Genomic DNA, 18,397 nt, shown 5'->3' with positions numbered 1-18,397 from the left:
TCGACGAGGGCGCCCCGCTCGTGCGGGGCGCCCTCGTGCGTCACCGGCTCAGCCTCCGGAACCGCCGGACCGCCAGCGGCAGGAAGACGGCCGTGAGGATCACCGGCCACACCCCGGCCATCAGCAGCGCGTGCTGCTCCACCCACGAGTCGCCGCCGCCGACCGGGACGCCGAACAGCTCACGGGTCGCCGCCGCCGTGGACGAGATCGGGTTCCAGGCCGCCACCCAGCCCAGCCAGTCGGGCATCAACTGCGGTGCGACGAAGATGCTGGAGATCATCGTCAGCGGAAACGCGACCGCGAACAGCCCGCCCGCCGCCTCCGGGTCGGGCACCAGCAGACCGAGCCACACCCCGATCCAGATCAGCGCGAACCTCAGCCACAGCAGCAGTCCGAACGCGGCCAGGAAGGCGAGGCCGCCGTCCGGGCGCCAGCCCATCGCCAGCCCGGTGAGCATCATGATGGCCAACTCGGCGCAGGCCACGATCAGATCGGTGACCCCCCGCCCGGCCACCACGGCCGAGGAGGCCATCGGCATGGACCGGAACCGGTCGATGACCCCCTTGGTGGAGTCGTAGACCATGACGGTGGCCGTGTTGATGAAGCCGAACGCCATGGTCATCACGAACATGCCCGGCATCAGGAAGTCCTGGTAGTCGCCGCCGCCCGGCACCTTCATCGCGCTTCCGAAGACATAGCCGTACAGCAGCACGGACAGGATCGGGAAGCCGAGCTGCCAGGCGATGTTGACCGGCTGGCGCCGGTAGTGGGTCAGTCCGCGGCGCACGATGTTCCAGCAGTCGGCGAGCAGCCGGCGGACACCGCCGTGCGTGCTCGGTGCGCTCAGGTCGACGGCGCTCACGCTGCGGCCTCCTTCTCGGTCCGGTGTCCGGTCAGGCGCAGGAACACGTCGTCGAGGCTGGGCCTGCGCAGCCCGATGTCCTCGACGCGCACGCCCTCGTCCTGGAGGGTGCGCGCCACGTCGGTGAGGGCCGCGACGCGGTCGGCGACCGGGGCGTGCACCCGCGACCCGGGCTCGTCCGTCTCGGGTTCGCCGTCGGCGACCCGGGCGACCACCTTCACCACCCGGGGGATGTCGGACCGTTCCGCGACCACGACCTCGATGCGGTCGCCGCCGACCCGGTTCTTCAGCCCGTCCGGGGTGTCGTCGGCGATGGCCCGCCCCTGATCGATGACGGTGATGTGCGAGGCGAGCCGGTCGGCCTCCTCCAGGTACTGCGTGGTCAGCAGCACGGTCGTGCCGCCCGCGACCAACGCCCGCACGGAGTCCCACACTTCGCCGCGACTGCGCGGGTCCAGACCGGTCGTCGGCTCGTCCAGGAAGAGGACGGCCGGGGCGAGGATCATCGACGCGGCCAGGTCGAGGCGGCGCCGCATGCCGCCGCTGTACTTGCCGACGCCGCGGTCGGCCGCGTCGCTCAGGTCGAACTGCTCCAGCAGTGCGGCCGCCCGGAGTGCGGCCCGCCTGCCGCCGAGGTGGAAGAGCCGGCCGAACATCTCCAGGTTCTGCCGGCCGGTGAGCACCTCGTCGACCGCCGCGTACTGCCCGGTGAGGCCGATGCGGGCCCGGACCTCGCGCGGCCGGCGCGCCACGTCCAGCCCGGCGACCGTGGCGCGTCCCCCGTCCAGCCCGACCAGCGTGGAGAGGATGCGCACGGCGGTGGTCTTGCCCGCGCCGTTCGGCCCGAGCAGGCCGTGCACCGTGCCCTCGCGGACCGCCAGGTCGAAGCCGTCGAGCGCGCGCTTCTCGCCGTACCGCTTCTCCAGCGCCTCGGCCCGCACCGCACAGCCGTCCATGCGTCCCCCTCCCGTCGGCGTCCGCGTCCCGCCGACGCGAACTGAGTACACCGTACCCGATTACGCGTACGCCGTACCCAGTTTTCTGGCCGGGTCCTAAGCTGGGCCCCATGACGAGCGGGACGAGCGGGACGAGCGGCGCGGGCAGCGCGGACACCAGCGGCAGCGGCGACATCGCCCGCACCCTGGAACTGCTGTGGGACACCGGGCGGCGCCCCAGCCGCGGCCCCAAACCAGCCCTGACCCTGGACCGCATCGTGGAGGCGGCCGTCCGGGTCGCGGACGCCGAGGGGCTCGACGGGCTGTCGATGCGACGGGTCGCCGCCGATCTGGGCACGGGCACGATGTCCCTCTACCGGTACGTGCCCGGCAAGGGCGAACTGCTCGACCTCATGCTGGACCGCGTCCAGCGCCCCGCCGACCTGCCCGACACGGACGGCGGCTGGCGAGCGGCCCTGGAGGCCCTGGCCCGGGCGACCCTGGCCCTCTACCGCCGCCACCCCTGGCTGCTCAGGGTCAACCAGACCCGCCCCATCCTCGGCCCGAGCGCCATGGACGGCATGGAGAAGATCCTCACCCGGATCCGCCCCATGCGCCTCAGCGACCCGGAGCTGGTCTCCGCCGTCATCATGATCGACGGATACGTCGTCGGGGCGGCCCGCACCCAGCTGTACCAGCAGGAGGCCGAGCACCGCACGGGCCTGACCGACGCCGAGTTCTGGCAGGCGCAGGTACCGGTCCTGGAGAAGGTGATGTCCTCGGGCCGCTACCCGGTCATGGCGTCCCTCTCGGAGGACGCGTTCGGCACCGGCTTCGACCACTTCGAGTTCGGCCTCCAGCGCATCCTGGACGGCCTGGAGGTCCTGGTGGCGACCCGCGAGGCGGCAGCCGCCCGGCACAACTCCTAGGGTCTGTCGTTCGGATCATGGCGCAGGGCATCGGCAGCACCTGTGAACGCCGGTGAGCCCCGCGTCTGCGTCATGATGCGAACGGCCGGCCCTAGGAGCGGCGCCTCAGCTTCCGCAGGGCGAAGAGCACGACCAGGGCCGCACCCGCGGCGATCGCCCCCGTCCTCAGCTTGCCGTCCAGCCCCTCGCCGCCGTCGGACGCGGCCGAACCTCCCTTGCCCGAGGGCGAGTCGGAGCCCCCGCCGCCCGGCGCGTCCTGCGGTTCCACCGGGCTGTCGGCGCCCTCCGCCCCGTACATCAGCTTCGTTCCGTCGGCGGTGTAGGTGACCGACTCGCCCTGCCCGAGGAACGGCACCCCCAGCCGCTCCGCGCGCTTGATCCGCCCGCCGTTCCAGTCGTACGCGATCGACCCGAAGTAGCTGCGCACGACGAGGTGTTCGCCGTCCGGGGAGAGCGTGGCGTCGGTGGCCTCCAGGTCGGGCACGGCCGCGACCGGGCGGAAGGTGTTGGACCCGGACGCGGAGAGCCGTGCCGGGCCCTCGTAGAGGTGGCCACCCTTCTCGTTCTTGTCGACGAGGTAGACCCGCCCGGTCTTCGGGTGCACGACCAGGGACTCGGCGTCGCGGGGACCGTCGGAGTACTTCACGACGTACTGCGTGGCCCGGATCGTCCGGTCCTTCAGCTCCTTCGGCTCGGGCAGCCGGTAGATCCAGACGTACGGCCAGCTGCCGCCGAGGTTGTCGCCGATGTCGCCCACGTAGAGCTGGTCGTCCGGTCCGATGGAGACGGCCTCCACGTCCCGCGGGCTGCCCACGCCGGACATCGTGATCGTCGCCACCGTCTCGCCGGTGGAACCGTCCACGGCGTACAGGTAGGCGCCGTCGTCGCTGTCGTTGTGCGTCCAGTAGACGCCCGGGTGCTGCCGGGAGGCCGCCAGGCCGCTGGACTCGGTGATGCGCGGGTCCTTGATCGTGAACTTCCCGTCCCCGTCGGCGGCGGAGGCGGGCACGGCGAGCGCGCCCGTGACGAGGGCCGCGGCGACGAGGGCGAAGGATCTGCGCATGCCCCAAGCCTGCCATCCCGCCCGCCCGTTCAGCGGCCCGGGACGGCAAGCCGGGGCCGCGCGGGGTGGGGGCGGGCCGGTGCGTGGCCCGACTCACATCCCGCGGGGCGCGGTGATCGTCCATGATGAGCGGATGCTCAGGTTCATGCCCGTCGGTGACTCCATGACGATCGGGAGCGCGGGCGAACACACGTGGCGCTACCGGATGTGGCAGCACCTGTGCCGCACCCACGACGGCCCCTTCACCCTCGTCGGCCCCCGCGAGACGCTCTACGACAAGCTCGCCGACGCCCCGACCTCGCACGCCTACGCCGACCCCGGTTTCCCGCGCGCCCACCTGGCCGGCTGGGGCGAGGGCTGGCTGCACATGGCGCCCTTGATCGGCGAGGCGGTGCGGGCCGGCCGCGCGGACGTCCTGCTGGTCTCCCTCGGCCTCATCGACCTGGGCTTCTACACCAACGCCGAGCAGACCACCGAGAACGTCCGGGCCTTCGCCCGCGCGGCACGGGCCGCCAACCGCCGGGTGCGGATGGTGTGGCTGCCGGTCACGCCGAACGTCCGGGCCCGGACGGACGCGGCCTTCGCCACCGAGGTCGCCCGCTTCAACGAACTGCTCGCCAAGACGGCGGCCGACCTCGACGAGCCCGGCTCCCCCGTCCTGCTGGCCTCCTCCCCGCCCTCGTACGACGTCTCCGCCGACACCTACGACGGCACCCACCCCAACGCGAGCGGCGAGCACAAGATCGCGGCGGCCTTCGCGGAGGCCATGCACCAGGGCTGGGACCTGGGCGGGCCCTACGCGCCGTAGCGCCTCGCGGCCGACCCGGGGCCGGCGCGTCCGGCCCCGCCCCCGGGCGCGTGCTTGCCTGGAGCGCACTCCAGGACGTTGGCTGGGGCACCATGGAGTACACGCAGCTCGGACGCACGGGACTCAAGGTCAGCCGACTCGTCCTCGGCACCATGAACTTCGGTCCGCGCCAACTGTGCATGTGGACGCCGGGTTCCACAGCAGCGCATCGCTGACGCTCACCGTTCCTGCGGACCCCGAGTGGACACGACGAAGCCGCCGCCTCCGACTCACCCCGAACGCAAGCAGAAGGCAACGGCTCCGACACCGACCCGCTACCTCACCACGCGAAGGCTTCGGGAGACGGTCCGGGACCGGGGAAGATCTCGTCCAGAGACGTCAGCAGTTCCTCGCCCAGCTCCAGCTGGAGGGCGCGCAGCGCCGACTCCAGCTGCTCCTGCGTGCGAGGGCCGACGATCGGGCCGGTGACGCCGGGGCGAGTCAGCAGCCAGGCGAGCGCCGCTTCACCGGGCTCCAGGCCGTGCTTGTCGAGGAGGTTCTCGTACGCCTGGATCTGCTCGCGTGTCTTGGTGTCCTTGAGCGCGTCAGCAGCACGGCCGCTCGCCCGGCGCCCCTGTGTCGCCTCCTTCTTGAGGACGCCGCCGAGCAGTCCTCCGTGCAGCGGAGACCAGGGGATGACCCCGAGGCCATAGTCCTGCGCGGCCGGGATGACCTCCATCTCGGCGCGGCGCTCAGCAAGGTTGTAGAGGCACTGCTCGCTGACCAGGCCCATGCGGCCGTGCCGGGCGGCGGTCTCGTTGGCTTGGGCGATCTTGTAGCCCGGGAAGTTGGACGACCCCGCGTAGAGGATCTTGCCCTGCTGGACCAGGACGTCGATCGCCTGCCAGATCTCCTCGAACGGCGTCGACCGGTCGATGTGGTGGAACTGGTAGAGGTCGATGTAGTCGGTCTGCAGCCGCCTGAGGGAGGCGTCGACGGCCCGTCGGATGTTCACCGCGGAGAGCTTGTCGTGGTTGGGCCAGACGTCCCCGTCGCCCGCCATGTTCCCGTACACCTTGGTGGCGAGGACGACCTTGTCGCGCCGCCCGCCACCCTGGGCGAACCAGGTACCGATGATCTCCTCGGTGCGGCCCTTGTTCTCGCCCCACCCATAGACGTTGGCCGTGTCCAGAAAGTTCAGACCCGCGTCGAGAGCGGCGTCCATGATGTCGTGGCTGGTTGATTCGTCTGTCTGCGGACCGAAGTTCATCGTGCCGAGAACGAGTCGGCTGACCTTGAGTCCGGTGCGTCCGAGCTGGGTGTACTTCATGGACCACAAGCCAACTGCTTCGAGTCCTCTCCAGGCAAGGGCACGTCTCCGAGGTGCCGGTACAGCGTGGCCCGGGAGACGCCCAGAGCTGCACGAGCGGTGTCTGGTTGACGGTCTTGAGGACACGGCACGGCACGGCACGGCACCAGAGCGCCCTTCCCCTTCTGGAAAAGGTGAGAACCAAGAACAAGTCGAGAGCCAACCACACCTCAGGCCAGCGGGTGTTCAAGGCGCCTTGCGCTGGTGTTCGCGCTGTGAGACTCCGCCCCAAGGAGGCCATGATCGAAGCCGATGGCCACTGGTTCGCGGCTCCTCCCTGTGAGGCGCAGGAGGGTGTGCCGGCGACCCCGCCGGACGGCGGGACATGTGTCTCCCTTCTTCGCGGAGGTGCCGTGCGGAAGGCACGGCGCTTCACAGGTTGGTGTCGCCCAAGGCACCGGGCGTGGACTCGGTCTCTTGCGGTCGGGAGCGACGGCGGCAACCTGCCGGGCATCCTCCATATGCGCAGGAGGGCCAGAGGGTCCTCCTCGTCGCATGCGGTTGTCGGTCAGCCTTCGCTGTGGACCGCCGCCAAATTACGCAGCCGCTGCTTGAAGTGCATGGGGATCAGAACCCGAACCCTCCCGACTGGGTGATGCCACATCCCGTCATGGCCATCGGGAGCCATGAGCTGCGCGGCAGTCATCCCGGGAATCGGCTCGGCATGAATGACGGCCTTGACCCCTGCGGCGCGTAGCTCCCTGCCCTTTTCGTGCTGGGTCGACAGCGTGCTCCACCGTTCCCGGTAGGTCTCCCCTGTCGGGATCTCCTCCCAGGTGTCCGGGCGCGTGGGCTGCGCGATGAGCTGTTCACGTCGCGCGTCCAACCGCTTGTACGCCTCCCGGTACTCCTGCTTGCCCAGCTCACTGGAGTAGAGGCCCGCCTCGCGGTCCTCCCTCAGGTCCGACAGGGCGCGGTTCACCTCCTCGATGTCGCGCGTGTAGTCCACGCCTGGCCGGAAGACCTTCCGGACGATCTCGACGTCCCCGGCAGCGAGGAGGAACGCCTTTCCCACGGCGTCCTCCAGCGTGTGCGCCGCGATGCCCCTACTTCCGGTGCGACACGGCTTGTGCGTGGTACGGGAGGCGCAGCGGTAGTACGGCCAGTTACGGCCGGGGGCGAGATACGCCGGCTCGCCACATGTGCAGAACGCGACCTGGAGCAAGGGCGACCCACCTTTGCGGTTGCCGTTGCGCTTGCTGGTGTTCTCGTCCAGCTTCTTGTTGGCCAGCTCCCACTCCTCGTGCGTGATCAGAGGCTCCGCGCGCTGGAGGGGCTGGCCGTCCACGTCCCGGACGACCCGGCGTCGTGTCGTCTTCGCCCCGTCGACCATCACCTCCTCGGACACCTCCATCTGCCCCAAGATGCAGCGGGATCGTACGACCTTGGCCGTGTTCGCGGCGGTCCAGCGGCTTCCCTTCGGGGTCTTACCGTTACGGATCATCTGGGCGTCGAGTGACGTCGGGGTCTTCGACACGTCCTCGTTGAGCCACTGCGCGATGCTGTTCGCCGACTCGCCCGCGATGAGACGGCGGACGATCTCACGGAGCGTCCCGGCCGTGTCGGTCCCGTAGTCGTCCGGCACGAGCTTCCATCCATCGCCGGTCCCCTGTTTCGCCTCCCGGTATCCGTACGGAGTGCGGCCGCCGCGCCAGCGCCCCTCCTTCACCAGGTGGTTGTACGAGGACTTGGCCCGCGCCTTGATGGCTTCGAGCTCCCCTTCCGCGAAGGACGCGATCAGGCTGAGGAGGAGCTTCCCCATCTGCGTGTTGAGGTCGATCCCGTCCTCGACGGTGGCGACCTTCTTGCCGTTCTTCTCGCACCACTCCAGGAGGGCGTGCACGTGGAGCACGCGTCGCGAGAGACGGTCGATTTTCAGCGCGCAGATGATGTCGTACTCGTCGACGCGCGACTCCTCCACCGCGATCCGGTGCTCGATCGCGCTGACCTCCTTCCCGATGGTCGAGGGAAGCCACTTGCTGAACTCCGGACGCTTCCACGGCTCTACCCCGCCGGACACGTGGATGTCCTCGACCCATCCCACAACGACGTGCCCCTCCTGATCGGCCCATCGCTGGATGGACCGACGCTGACGCTCCGGCGATGTGGTCTCGTCCGACGCCCTCGACAGACGGATCACACCCAGAACTCTCGCCATGCTCGTTCTCCCTCTCCCCTGCGTCACGCAACGCGCACACGGGGTGACGGTATGCGGTTCGGATCATGGCTTGGAAATCGATCTTCGAACACCGCAAACGTGTACGGCTGGGGCGAGAACAAGGGCCGTACCTCTACGCCGGTTCGTCCAACTTCCCGGGCTACAAGATCGCCCAGGCCAACGAGATCGCCGCCCGGCGCGGCGGGACCATCGGCCTGGTCAGCGAGCAGTGCCTGTACAACCTGGCCGAGCGGCGTGCCGAGATGGAGGTCGTTCCGGCCGCGCGGGACTACAGTCTCGGGGTCATCCCCTGGTCACCGCTGCACGGCGGCCTGCTCGGGGGTGTCCTCAAGAAGGAGGTCGAGGGCGGGCGCCGGGCCTCCGGCCGGGCGGCCGACGCGCTCGCCGACCCCGCGCAGCGCGCCCGGATCCAGGCCTACGAGGACCTGCTCGACAAGCACGGCGTGGAGCCCGGCGAGGCCGCCCTGGCCTGGCTGCTCACGCGTCCCGGCATGACCGGCCCGATCGTCGGCCCGCGCACCGCCGAGCAGCTCGCGTCCGCCGTCCGCGCGGTCGAGCTGGAGCTGTCGGAGGAGCTGCTGGCCGGGCTGGACGAGATCTTCCCGGGTCCGGGTCCCTCCCCGGAGGCCTTCGCCTGGTAGCCGGCCCGGCAGCCGAGCGGCCCCTCCCCACCCGGCAGGCCACGCGGTCCCTCCCCCGGGCGGGGTACCGGGCGGGGTACCGGGCGACGCCGCCCGGCAGGGCGCGCGGCAGGACCGCGGGGCAGGACGCCGGGGGAACCGTGCGGGACGCCGTCCACCGGTCCGGCGCCGGTGGGCAGGCGTCCGCGGTTCCCCGCCGGCCTACCTCCCGAGCAGCGAGGTCAGGGCGACGACGAGGAACATCAGCACGAGCACACCGGCCATGATCCGGTTGCGGGTCTTCGGGTCCACGCCACCGAGCCTAACCGGCGCCGCCGAGCGCCCAGCGCCCGACCGCCTCGTAGCGGGGCTGCTCCCCCGGCACCCCGGACACGGGCAGCCGGCTGCGCACCAGCGCCAGCTCGCCCACGGTCCAGGACCGGCCGCTGAACTCCCCGAGGGCGTCCACGTACGGCCGCACGTCCCTCGCCTCACGGCTGCGCGCCACGGTCAGGTGGGCCTTGTACCGCCGGTGCTCCCCCATCGGCACCCCCGCCTTGCGCGCCGCCGCCTCGGCCCGCTCGGCCAGCAGCCGCAGGGCGGCCACGTCCTCCCCGGCCCCGGCCCACAGGGCCCTGCCGTGCCCGAACTGCCCGCCGCCCCGCACGGCCAGCGGAAAGGGGGCGGTCCGGTGCGCGGCCCGCTCCAGCCGCGCCGACAGCTCCGGCACGAGGGCGTCGTCGACCTCGCCGTAGAAGGCGAGGGTGAAGTGCCAGCCGGGGCGGCCGGTCCAGCGCATCCGGTCGGCACCGGGAAGCCGCCGCAACGCGTCGACCACGGCACCGAGTTCACGCACCACGTCATCGGGGGGCAGCACGGCCGCGAAGAGTCTCATGATCCCACCCTGGCACCACGGGCCCACCGCGCCCCAGCGCTTCCGGTCAAGAGCGGCGCGTACCGGGGCGAGCCGGGTCTCGGCTTCGGCGACGAGCTCGACCTGGCGCACACCGCGCTCGGGCCGGTACGGGAGACCCGCGCGTTCCCCCGGGACCGACCGGGTCTACGCCGCCGGGGCCAGCTCCTCCCGGCGCTCCCGGGGGACGAAGCGGACCGTCGGGTGGCCGCGCTGCCAGCCGACGGACAGGCGGAGGTTGCCGACGCGGGCCAGGATCAGCCCGATGACGGCCGCGGCGAGGACCGCCACCGCGCCGCCCGCGGCCAGGCCGACCCGCGCGCCGTAGGTGTCGGTGACCCAGCCGACGATCGGGGCGCCGACCGGGGAGCCGCCGAGGAAGATCATCATGTAGAGGGCCATGACCCGGCCGCGCATGGCCGGGTCGGTGGACATCTGGATGGCGGTGTTCGTCGTGACGTTGACCGTCATGCCGAACAGCCCCAGCGGGATCATGAGCAGGGCGAACATCCACAGCGCGGGGGTCGTCGCCGCGAGCATCTCCAGGGCGCCGAAGGCCATCGCCGCCACGATCAGCAGCCGCAGCCGGGCGGTGCCCCGCCGCGCCGCGAGCAGCGCGCCGGCGACGGAGCCGACGGCCATCAGCGTGTTGAACATGCTGTAGGCGCCCGCACCGGCGTGGAAGACGTCGTCCGCGAAGGCGGAGAGGTACACGGGGAAGTTGAAGGCGAACGTCCCGACGAACCCGACCAGGACGATCGGCCAGATCAGCTCCGGGCGGGCGGTGACGTAGCGGACGCCCTCCCGCAGCTGCCCCTTGCCGCGCGGGGCGCGCTCGACGACGTGCAGGTCGCGGGCGCGCATCAGCAGCAGTCCGGCGAGGGGCGCGACGAAGGACAGGCCGTTGAAGAGGAAGGCGTACCCGGTGCCGACGCCGGTGATCAGCAGGCCCGCGACGGCCGGGCCGACCAGGCGGGCGGACTGGAAGTTCGCCGAGTTCAGGCTGACGGCGTTCTGCAGCTGGCCGGGGCCGACCAGCTCGGAGACGAAGGACTGCCGGGCGGGGTTGTCGACGACCGTGGCGAGGCCGACCGCGAAGGCGGCGACGTACACGTGCCACACCTGGACGTGGCCGCTGAGCGTGAGGACGGCCAGGACGATCGCCGTGAGTCCCATCGCCGTCTGGGTGACGAGCAGGGTGGGCCGCTTGCGCAGCCGGTCGACGAGGACACCGCCGTACAGGCCGAAGAGCAGCATCGGCAGGAACTGCAGGGCGGTCGTGATGCCGACCGCGGCGGAGGAGCCGGTGAGGCTGAGCACCAGCCAGTCCTGGGCGATGCGCTGCATCCAGGTGCCGATGTTGGAGACGACCTGCCCCAGGAAGAACAGGCGGTAGTTGCGCACCTTGAGGGAGGAGAACATCGAGGACGTGCGGGCGGGCCGGGAGACGGGGGCTTCGGGTGCGGGCGGGGAGTCGTGGGGTTCAGGTGCGGGGGCGGAAGCTGTTCCGGGTCCCGAACTCAAAGGGTTCGCCTCCTTGGTGCATACGGCTTACAGGTGCGCGAGCTTCTCCAGCACGGGGGCGGCGGCGCGCAGTCTGGCCCACTCGTCCTCGTCGAGGTTCTCCGCGAGCGAGGCCAGGAACGCGTTGCGCTTGGCGCGGCTCTCCTGGAGCATCGCCTCGGCCTGCTCGGTGCGGGTGACGACCTTCTGGCGCCGGTCCTCGGGGTGCGGCTCCAGCCGGACCAGGCCCTTGGCCTCCAGCAGCGCCACGATGCGGGTCATCGACGGCGGCTGGACGTGTTCCTTGCGGGCGAGCTCGCCCGGGGTGGCCCGGCCGCACAGCGACAGGGTGCCCAGCACCGACATCTCGGTGGGGCTGAGCGACTCGTCGACCCGCTGGTGCTTGAGACGGCGGGAGAGCCGCATCACGGCGGAGCGGAGGGCGTTCACGGCGGCCACGTCGTCGCCATGGCTGAGGTCCGGCATGTTCCTTAGCCTAACTCATTACTCTCGCTAAGGACCACCGGTAACACACCCCTCCGGCCGTGACCCCCGCCACTACGCCCCGAGATCACTCATTCGGGTGATCCAGTGGCGGAACGCCACACACCGCCCCGAACGGTGCCGCGACCCTCATGGGCATGGGGACCAGCGTGCTCAGCCTGCGAATAGACGGCGACCTGCTCGAACGGCTGCGGCACCATGCCGCGAAAAGAGGAATGAGCGTCCAGGACTATGTCGTCCGGACGCTCATTCGGGATGACTTCGACCAGCGGTTCCGGACCGCGGTCGAGGAGACGGAGCGGTTCTACGGTTCACCCGGCTCCGAGGACGGCGATCAGGTCAGACCCAGCGCCGGCATCAGGTAGTAGAAGGCGAACACCGCCGCCACCACGTACATGGCGGGCGGCACCTCGCGGCCCCGGCCCGCCGCGAGCCGCAGCACCGCGAAGGTGATGAAGCCCATGCCGATGCCGTTGGTGATCGAGTAGGTGAACGGCATCATCAGCATCGTCACGAAGGCCGGCACGGCGATCGTGTAGTCCGCCCAGTCGATCTCCTTCACCGATCCGGCGAGGATCAGGAAGCCCACCGCGACCAGGGCGGGGGTGGCCGCCTGGGACGGGACCATCGTGGCGACCGGCGTGAGGAACAGCGCGACGGCGAACAGAGAGCCGGTGACGACGTTGGCCAGGCCCGTCCGGGCGCCCTCGCCGACCCCGGCCGTGGACTCGACGAAGGCGGTCGTCGCCGAGGAGGAGCTGGCACCGCCCGCGGCGACCGCCAGGCCGTCGACGAACAGCACCTTGTTGATACCGGGCATCTGCCCCTCGCCGTCGGTCAGCTTCGCCTCGTCGGAGACGCCCATGATCGTGCCCATCGCGTCGAAGAAGCACGACAGCAGCACGGTGAAGACGAACAGCACCCCGGTCAGCACACCGACCTTGCCGAACCCGCCGAACAGGCTGACCTCGCCGATCAGCCCGAAGTCGGGGCTGGCGACCGGGTTGCCGGGCCACTTGGGCGTGGTCAGGCCCCAGCTCGGCACCTTCGCCACCGCGTTGATGACCACCGCGACGACCGTCATGGCGACGATCGAGATGAGGATCGCGCCCGCGACCTTGCGGACGATCAGCGCCAGGGTCAGCAGGACGCCCAGGACGAAGACCAGCACGGGCCAGCCGTCGAGGTGCCCGACGGCGCCGAGCTGCAGCGGGACGGTGGTCTGCGCGGCGTCCGGGATCCGGGAGACGAAACCGGCGTCCACCAGGCCGATGAGCATGATGAACAGGCCGATGCCGATGGAGATCGCCTTGCGCAGGCTGTAGGGGACGGCGTTCATCACGCGCTCGCGCAGACCCGTGGCGACCAGCAGCATCACGACGAAGCCGGCCAGCACCACCATGCCCATCGCGTCCGGCCAGGACATGCGCGGGGCGAGCTGCAGGGCGACGACCGAGTTGACCCCGAGACCGGCGGCGAGCGCGATCGGGACGTTGCCGATCACGCCCATGAGCAGCGTGGTGAACGCCGCGGTCAGGGCCGTGGCGGTGACCAGCTGCCCGTTGTCGAGCTGGTGGCCGTACATGTCCTTCGCGCTGCCGAGGATGATCGGGTTCAGCACGATGATGTAGGCCATCGCGAAGAAGGTGGCGAGACCGCCGCGGACCTCGCGGGACAGGGTGCTGCCCCGCTCGGAGATCCGGAAGAAGCGGTCGAGTGCGCCGTACGTGGGCCCGGCTCCCGGCTGATCAGGGGCGGGGACCTTGGCGGGGGCCGAGGAGGACATCAGTTTGGATTTTCCTACGAAGAGAAGTGGTCAGACACAAACCGTTTCAGTATGAACATATGAGGCCCGGGTCGGCCATCTCCGCGCGTAGATGTGATCGCCTCGTAAGCTGTCCCCCATGGCGAAGTGGACCCCCCGACACGAGGCGCCGGAGCCCCTGGAGGGCCCCGTGGTCGCCACCATCACCGGCGGCACGATCCTGTGGTTCGTCCTCTTCCTCGTCCAGCTGCCCTTCTACGGCTGGTTCGACGACCACGGCCACACCTGGTGGGTGTGGACCTGCCTGGCCGGCGGCGGGCTGGGCCTCATCGGCATCTGGTACGTCCGCAGGCGCGACGCCGCCCTCAAGCGGTCGGCGACCGACGGGACGGCAGCCCCGGCGCCCCCGGCCGAATAGGCACCTTCACTCCCCTGCTCCTCCGGCCGAACAGGCACCTTCAGTCCCCGGCCGGATACGCGCCCCTGCCGCCTCCCGGCCGAACAGGCCCTCTTGCTCGGCCCGCCGGGAAGACACCCCCCGGGCTCGTCCCTAGGCTCGAGGGAAGGCGGCGGGCGTGCCGGGGACCGTCGGTGCGACACCGCCGCCCCGACCGGTGAGGAGCGCAGTCATGACGACGCAGAACAGCGCGGCCGACGTCGACCGTGCGCTGAAGGCCAAGCACCGCGCCATGTGGGCCCAGGGCGACTACCCGTCCCTGGCCGCCGAGGTCATCCCCGAGCTGGGGGCGATCCTCGTCGAGGCGTGCGGGGTGGGCCCCGGCCACAGGGTCCTGGACGTCGGGGCCGGAGCCGGCAACGCCGCGATCCCGGCGGCCCTGGCCGGCGCGGACGTCGTCGCCTCCGACCTGACCCCCGAGCTGTTCGAGGCCGGACGGCTCGCGGCGGAGAAGCAGGGCGCGCGGCTCACCTGGCAGGAGGCCGACGCCGAGGCCCTGCCGTTCGGCGACGCCGAGTTCGACACCGTGCTGTCCTGCGTCGGCGTGATGTTCGCCCCGCACCACGAGCGGGCCGCCGGCGAACTGGTCCGGGTCTGCCGCCCCGGCGGCACCCTCGGCCTGCTGAGCTGGACGCCCCAGGGGTTCATCGGGCGGATGTTCGCCGCGATGAAGCCCTACGCCCCGCCGCCCCCGCCGGGCGCCCAGCCGCCCCCGCTGTGGGGCGACGAGGACCACGTGCGCGCGCTGCTCGGCGACCGGGTCACCGACGTGCGCGCCGAGCGCCGGACGGTCCGGGTGGACCGCTTCCCCACGCCCGAGGCGTTCCGCGACTACTTCAAGGAGCGCTACGGCCCGACCATCTCCGTCTACAAGAACATCGCCGGCGAGCCCGACCGCGCCGCCGCCCTCGACCGGGACCTGGTGGCCCTGGCCCGCGACGGCGACCTGGCGGCCGGGCGGGACGGGACGGTGCTGGAGTGGGAGTACCTGCTGTTCACCGCCCGCCGGCAGGGCTGAGACCGGGCGGCGGAAGGACCGGCGGGCGGCGGGCAACTGCCGTACGACCACGGTACGAAGCCGGTCCTTCCCAGGTCGGATCTTCGCCGCATTCGGCGGGTGGACCGGCACGACCGCACGTACCGTCGAAGTCATGACGCATCTCGACGCGGGTGCCCGGGCCGACTCCGCACGGCCGGGGACGATCACCTCACGCGAGACGGGGCTGACCGCGGCCCAGGTCGCCGAACGCGTGCGGCGCGGGCAGGTCAACGACGTGCCGGTGCGCTCCAGCCGGTCGGTCGCGGACATCGTCCGGGCGAACGTCTTCACCCGCTTCAACGCGATCATCGGCGTGCTGTGGCTGATCATGCTGGTCGTCGCGCCGATCCAGGACAGCCTGTTCGGGTTCGTGATCCTCGCCAACACCGGCATCGGCATCGTCCAGGAATGGCGGGCGAAGAAGACCCTGGACTCGCTCGCGCTGATCGGCGAGGTGCGCCCGACGGTGCGCCGGGACGGGGCCGCCGTCCAGGTCCACACCTCCGGGATCGTCCTGGACGACCTGATCGAGATCGGCCCGGGCGACAAGGTCGTGGTGGACGGGGTGTGCGTCGAGGCCGACGGGCTGGAGATCGACGAGTCGCTGCTCACCGGCGAGGCCGACCCGGTCGTCAAGCACCCCGGCGACACGGTGATGTCCGGCAGCTTCGTCGTCGCGGGCGGCGGGGCGTTCCAGGCCACCAAGGTGGGCCGGGAGGCGTACGCGGCGCAGCTCGCCGAGGAGGCCTCCCGGTTCACGCTCGTCCAGTCCGAGCTGCGGTCGGGCATCTCCACGATCCTCAAGTACGTGACCTGGATGATGGTCCCGACCGCGATCGGCCTGATCGTCAGCCAGCTGGTGGTGAAGGAGAACGCCTTCGACGACTCCGTCGCCCGCACCGTCGGCGGCATCGTCCCGATGGTCCCCGAGGGCCTGGTCCTGCTCACCTCGGTCGCCTTCGCCATCGGCGTGGTCCGGCTGGGCCGCAAGCAGTGCCTGGTCCAGGAACTGCCCGCGATCGAGGGCCTGGCCCGGGTCGACACCGTCTGCCTGGACAAGACCGGCACCCTCACCGAGGGCGGCATGGACGTCACCGAACTGCGCGTGCTCCAGGGCGCGGACGAGAGCTACGTACGCAAGGTGCTCGGCGCCCTCGGCGCGTCGGACCCGCGGCCCAACGCCTCCCTGAAGGCGATCATCGACGCCTACCCGGCCGTGGAGGACTGGCACTGCACCGAGGCGCTGCCGTTCTCCTCGGCCCGCAAGTACAGCGGCGCCGCCTTCGAGGAGGGCGGCGGACGCACCGGGCGGTGGCTGCTGGGCGCGCCGGACGTGCTGCTGGCGGACGACGACCCGGCGCTCGCGGAGACCGGCCGGCTCAACGAGCAGGGCCTGCGGGTGCTGCTGCTCGTCCGGGTCGGCCGGGCCTTCGACGACGCCCGGGTGACCGAGGGCGCCGAGCCGGCCGCCCTGGTGGTGCTGGAGCAGCGGCTGCGGCCGGACGCGGCCGACACCCTGCGCTACTTCGCCGACCAGAACGTGCGGGCCAAGGTCATCTCGGGCGACAACGCGGTCTCGGTCGGCGCGGTCGCCGCCAAGCTGGGGCTGTCCGGGACCACGGTGGACGCGCGGCGGCTGCCCGCCGACCAGGACGGCATGGCGGACGCGCTGGACGAGGGCACGGTGTTCGGCCGGGTCACCCCGCAGCAGAAGCGGAACATGGTCGGGGCGCTGCAGGCGCGCGGGCACACGGTCGCGATGACCGGCGACGGCGTCAACGACGTGCTCGCCCTCAAGGACGCCGACATCGGCGTGGCGATGGGCTCCGGGTCGGAGGCGACCCGGGCGGTCGCGCAGATCGTGCTGCTGAACAACAGCTTCGCGACCCTGCCGTCGGTGGTCGCCGAGGGCCGTCGGGTGATCGGCAACATCACGCGCGTGGCGACGCTGTTCCTCGTCAAGACGGTCTACTCGGTGCTGCTGGCCGTCCTGGTGGTGTGCTGGCAGGTGGAGTACCCGTTCCTGCCCCGGCACCTGACCCTGCTGTCGACGCTGACGATCGGCGTCCCGGCGTTCTTCCTGGCGCTCGCGCCCAACAAGGAGCGCGCGAAGCCGAACTTCGTCCGGCGGGTCATGCGGTACGCGATCCCCGGCGGGGTCGTCGCGGCGGTGGCCACCTTCGCCACGTACCTCCTCGCCCGGGGGCACTACGCGGGGCCGGGGGCGCTGGACGCGGAGACCAGCGCGGCGACGCTGACGCTGTTCCTCGTCTCGATGTGGGTGCTGGCGATCATCGCCCGGCCCTACACCTGGTGGCGGGTCGCGCTGGTCGCCGCGATGGGCGGGGCGTTCCTGCTGGTGCTGGTGGTGCCGTGGCTGCAGGACTTCTTCGCGCTGAAGCTGGTGGGGATGACGATGCCGTGGACCGCCGTCGGCATCGCGGCGGTGGCGGCGGCCGCCCTGGAACTCCTGTGGAGGTGGGTGGACCGCCGCTTCCCCGCGTAGCCGGTGCTACTGCACGTCGACGAAGTCGCCCGTGGCGTTGACGGCCGGGGTGGTCGTCGTGCCGGCGAACGAGTACCGGAAGTAGCCGTCGGTGGAGGCCGTGACGGTGGTCTTCAGCTCACCGGTGCTGTTCGAGGTGATGGTCTTCAGCGTGGTGTACGTGCTGGACCCCGCCTTCCGGAACTGCAGCTTCACGGACTGGTTGGTGTAGCCGTGGTACTGGTTGTCGTCCCAGTTGGCCCGGGAGAGCTTGCCGGTGACGGTGATCGTCTTCCCCTTCTGCACCGGCTCGGGCGAGGCGTTGACGGTCAGCTTCGAGTAGCGCTGCACCTTGGTGGTCTTGTAGGCGTCGCGGATGATGTAGTCACCGTCGTTGCCGATGGCGCCGACCCACACCTTCCAGGTGCCGGCGAGGATGTTGCCGTAGATGTTGGTCTGCGGGTCGGCGATCAGCGTCACCTTGCAGGTCGCGGTGGTGGCGCTGGAGTGCGTGCAGGAACCGACCTGCTCGTCCTCCAGGCTCTCCGGGAGGATGACCCCGTCCGGGTTGTCGACGTCGGCACCGTGCCACAGGACCGGGTAGGCGTCGTAGATGCCCTCGGGGTCGGTGGCCGTCACCGAGACGGTGAACGCCTTCTGGACGGTCGTGCCGACCACGATGTTCTTGCCGCCGTTGACGGTGACGCTGGTGATCTTGGTGTCGCCGTAGACCTCGTCGGCCGGGGCGGCAGCGGTGAACGGCGTGGCCTTCGACGTCGACGGGACCAGCGAAGCCAGGTTCGGGATCTGGTCGTCGGCCTGGGCGGCCGGGACGGCGAGGGCGGAGAGGGCCAGGGCGCCGGTGACGGCGGCCACGGTGGCTCGGATGCGCATGCGTTCTCCAGGTGGAGAGGGGCCCCGGTGCTCGTCGTCGGCTCTCGGGGCCCAAGTGATCATGGAGTCTGTTGACTCACGTGATCAGATTCG

The 18,397-nt window shown here is 71.1% G+C and carries 16 protein-coding genes and 2 pseudogenes; 8 read left to right on the top strand and 10 right to left on the bottom strand.

Annotation, left to right across the window (positions count from 1 at the left end; translation table 11 throughout):
* Positions 1–40: 40 nt before the first annotated feature.
* Both ACFYWG_RS28210 and ACFYWG_RS28205 read right to left on the bottom strand, forming a co-directional pair.
* The gene (locus ACFYWG_RS28210) at positions 41–862 is read right to left on the bottom strand and encodes an ABC transporter permease (RefSeq protein ID WP_383503285.1); all 822 of its coding nucleotides are present in this window, start codon (positions 860–862) and stop codon (positions 41–43) included.
* On the bottom strand, positions 859–1,818 hold the full coding sequence (locus tag ACFYWG_RS28205) for an ATP-binding cassette domain-containing protein (protein WP_376326953.1): 960 nt from the start codon (positions 1,816–1,818) through the stop codon (positions 859–861). The genes ACFYWG_RS28210 and ACFYWG_RS28205 overlap by 4 nt, the downstream gene beginning before the upstream one ends.
* A 110-nt stretch (positions 1,819–1,928) precedes the next feature.
* Here ACFYWG_RS28205 and ACFYWG_RS28200 point away from each other — a divergent pair, with 110 nt between their 5' ends.
* The gene (locus ACFYWG_RS28200) at positions 1,929–2,726 is read left to right on the top strand and encodes a TetR/AcrR family transcriptional regulator (RefSeq protein ID WP_389204070.1); all 798 of its coding nucleotides are present in this window, start codon (positions 1,929–1,931) and stop codon (positions 2,724–2,726) included.
* Positions 2,727–2,817: 91 nt separating this feature from the next.
* Here the strand turns inward: ACFYWG_RS28200 and ACFYWG_RS28195 are convergent, their stop codons facing one another.
* The gene (locus ACFYWG_RS28195) at positions 2,818–3,789 is read right to left on the bottom strand and encodes a WD40 repeat domain-containing protein (protein WP_389204069.1); all 972 of its coding nucleotides are present in this window, start codon (positions 3,787–3,789) and stop codon (positions 2,818–2,820) included.
* A 133-nt stretch (positions 3,790–3,922) separates the two neighbouring features.
* On the opposite strand from ACFYWG_RS28195, the gene ACFYWG_RS28190 reads away from it, so the two are divergent.
* A complete protein-coding gene (locus ACFYWG_RS28190) occupies positions 3,923–4,597 on the top strand; it encodes a GDSL-type esterase/lipase family protein (RefSeq protein ID WP_376326959.1) in 675 nt (224 codons plus the stop codon).
* Positions 4,598–4,647: 50 nt separating this feature from the next.
* Positions 4,648–4,767 (top strand): annotated as a pseudogene (locus tag ACFYWG_RS28185) (aldo/keto reductase); the annotation flags it as partial.
* A 149-nt stretch (positions 4,768–4,916) separates the two neighbouring features.
* On the opposite strand, the gene ACFYWG_RS28180 reads toward ACFYWG_RS28185, so the two are convergent.
* A complete protein-coding gene (locus ACFYWG_RS28180) occupies positions 4,917–5,906 on the bottom strand; it encodes an aldo/keto reductase (RefSeq protein WP_389204068.1) in 990 nt (329 codons plus the stop codon).
* 547 nt (positions 5,907–6,453) lie between these two features.
* Complete coding sequence (locus tag ACFYWG_RS28175; protein WP_389204067.1) at positions 6,454–8,103, bottom strand: recombinase family protein; 1,650 nt, start codon at positions 8,101–8,103, stop codon at positions 6,454–6,456.
* Between the two features lie 116 nt (positions 8,104–8,219).
* Here ACFYWG_RS28175 and ACFYWG_RS28170 point away from each other — a divergent pair.
* Positions 8,220–8,765: pseudogene (locus tag ACFYWG_RS28170) on the top strand (aldo/keto reductase); the annotation flags it as partial.
* Between the two features lie 301 nt (positions 8,766–9,066).
* On the opposite strand, the gene thpR reads toward ACFYWG_RS28170, so the two are convergent.
* The 3 genes from thpR to ACFYWG_RS28155 all read right to left on the bottom strand — a co-directional run bounded on the left by thpR (position 9,067) and on the right by ACFYWG_RS28155 (position 11,646).
* Positions 9,067–9,639 carry an RNA 2',3'-cyclic phosphodiesterase gene (gene thpR, locus ACFYWG_RS28165; protein ID WP_383503275.1) on the bottom strand — a complete coding sequence of 191 codons (573 nt, stop codon included), beginning with the start codon at positions 9,637–9,639 and terminating at the stop codon, positions 9,067–9,069.
* Positions 9,640–9,804: 165 nt separating this feature from the next.
* Positions 9,805–11,181 carry an MFS transporter gene (locus ACFYWG_RS28160; RefSeq protein WP_383503273.1) on the bottom strand — a complete coding sequence of 459 codons (1,377 nt, stop codon included), beginning with the start codon at positions 11,179–11,181 and terminating at the stop codon, positions 9,805–9,807.
* Between the two features lie 27 nt (positions 11,182–11,208).
* Positions 11,209–11,646 carry a MarR family winged helix-turn-helix transcriptional regulator gene (locus ACFYWG_RS28155; protein WP_376326963.1) on the bottom strand — a complete coding sequence of 146 codons (438 nt, stop codon included), beginning with the start codon at positions 11,644–11,646 and terminating at the stop codon, positions 11,209–11,211.
* 155 nt (positions 11,647–11,801) lie between these two features.
* Here ACFYWG_RS28155 and ACFYWG_RS28150 point away from each other — a divergent pair, with 155 nt between their 5' ends.
* Positions 11,802–12,029 (top strand): ribbon-helix-helix protein, CopG family, encoded by a 228-nt coding sequence (locus tag ACFYWG_RS28150; protein ID WP_376326965.1) that lies wholly within the window; start codon positions 11,802–11,804, stop codon positions 12,027–12,029.
* Here ACFYWG_RS28150 and ACFYWG_RS28145 read toward each other — a convergent pair.
* The gene (locus ACFYWG_RS28145; protein WP_389204066.1) at positions 11,999–13,450 is read right to left on the bottom strand and encodes an NCS2 family permease; all 1,452 of its coding nucleotides are present in this window, start codon (positions 13,448–13,450) and stop codon (positions 11,999–12,001) included. The two genes, ACFYWG_RS28150 and ACFYWG_RS28145, sit on opposite strands and share 31 nt — an antisense overlap.
* Positions 13,451–13,568: 118 nt before the next feature.
* On the opposite strand from ACFYWG_RS28145, the gene ACFYWG_RS28140 reads away from it, so the two are divergent.
* From ACFYWG_RS28140 to ACFYWG_RS28130, 3 genes are all read left to right on the top strand, one after another.
* Positions 13,569–13,847, top strand: coding sequence for a DUF2530 domain-containing protein (locus ACFYWG_RS28140; RefSeq protein WP_383503268.1), 279 nt, complete (start codon positions 13,569–13,571; stop codon positions 13,845–13,847).
* A gap of 211 nt (positions 13,848–14,058) precedes the next feature.
* Positions 14,059–14,904: a class I SAM-dependent methyltransferase gene (locus ACFYWG_RS28135; RefSeq protein ID WP_385412559.1), complete on the top strand. Its 846-nt coding sequence runs from the start codon at positions 14,059–14,061 to the stop codon at positions 14,902–14,904.
* 133 nt (positions 14,905–15,037) lie between these two features.
* The gene (locus tag ACFYWG_RS28130) at positions 15,038–17,431 is read left to right on the top strand and encodes an HAD-IC family P-type ATPase (RefSeq protein ID WP_389204065.1); all 2,394 of its coding nucleotides are present in this window, start codon (positions 15,038–15,040) and stop codon (positions 17,429–17,431) included.
* A 6-nt stretch (positions 17,432–17,437) separates the two neighbouring features.
* On the opposite strand, the gene ACFYWG_RS28125 is transcribed toward ACFYWG_RS28130, so the two are convergent.
* A complete protein-coding gene (locus ACFYWG_RS28125) occupies positions 17,438–18,304 on the bottom strand; it encodes a calcium-binding protein (protein WP_389204064.1) in 867 nt (288 codons plus the stop codon).
* Positions 18,305–18,397 lie beyond the last annotated feature (93 nt).

This window comes from Streptomyces sp. NPDC003456, assembly GCF_042878735.1.
GTDB lineage: Bacteria > Actinomycetota > Actinomycetes > Streptomycetales > Streptomycetaceae > Streptomyces.
This window is presented reverse-complemented; position numbering and strand designations above follow the sequence as displayed.

Bases quoted from the DNA above. Each gene is read 5' to 3' on its own strand.
- ACFYWG_RS28145 (WP_389204066.1), bottom strand. From the start codon at position 13,450: ATGTCCTCCTCGGCCCCCGCCAAGGTCCCCGCCCCTGATCAGCCGGGA.
- ACFYWG_RS28135 (WP_385412559.1), top strand. From the start codon at position 14,059: ATGACGACGCAGAACAGCGCGGCCGACGTCGACCGTGCGCTGAAGGCC.
- ACFYWG_RS28205 (WP_376326953.1), bottom strand. From the start codon at position 1,818: ATGGACGGCTGTGCGGTGCGGGCCGAGGCGCTGGAGAAGCGGTACGGC.
- ACFYWG_RS28155 (WP_376326963.1), bottom strand. From the start codon at position 11,646: ATGCCGGACCTCAGCCATGGCGACGACGTGGCCGCCGTGAACGCCCTC.
- ACFYWG_RS28130 (WP_389204065.1), top strand. From the start codon at position 15,038: ATGACGCATCTCGACGCGGGTGCCCGGGCCGACTCCGCACGGCCGGGG.
- thpR (WP_383503275.1), bottom strand. From the start codon at position 9,639: ATGAGACTCTTCGCGGCCGTGCTGCCCCCCGATGACGTGGTGCGTGAA.
- ACFYWG_RS28140 (WP_383503268.1), top strand. From the start codon at position 13,569: ATGGCGAAGTGGACCCCCCGACACGAGGCGCCGGAGCCCCTGGAGGGC.
- ACFYWG_RS28180 (WP_389204068.1), bottom strand. From the start codon at position 5,906: ATGAAGTACACCCAGCTCGGACGCACCGGACTCAAGGTCAGCCGACTC.
- ACFYWG_RS28175 (WP_389204067.1), bottom strand. From the start codon at position 8,103: ATGGCGAGAGTTCTGGGTGTGATCCGTCTGTCGAGGGCGTCGGACGAG.
- ACFYWG_RS28190 (WP_376326959.1), top strand. From the start codon at position 3,923: ATGCTCAGGTTCATGCCCGTCGGTGACTCCATGACGATCGGGAGCGCG.
- ACFYWG_RS28125 (WP_389204064.1), bottom strand. From the start codon at position 18,304: ATGCGCATCCGAGCCACCGTGGCCGCCGTCACCGGCGCCCTGGCCCTC.
- ACFYWG_RS28195 (WP_389204069.1), bottom strand. From the start codon at position 3,789: ATGCGCAGATCCTTCGCCCTCGTCGCCGCGGCCCTCGTCACGGGCGCG.
- ACFYWG_RS28200 (WP_389204070.1), top strand. From the start codon at position 1,929: ATGACGAGCGGGACGAGCGGGACGAGCGGCGCGGGCAGCGCGGACACC.
- ACFYWG_RS28150 (WP_376326965.1), top strand. From the start codon at position 11,802: ATGGGGACCAGCGTGCTCAGCCTGCGAATAGACGGCGACCTGCTCGAA.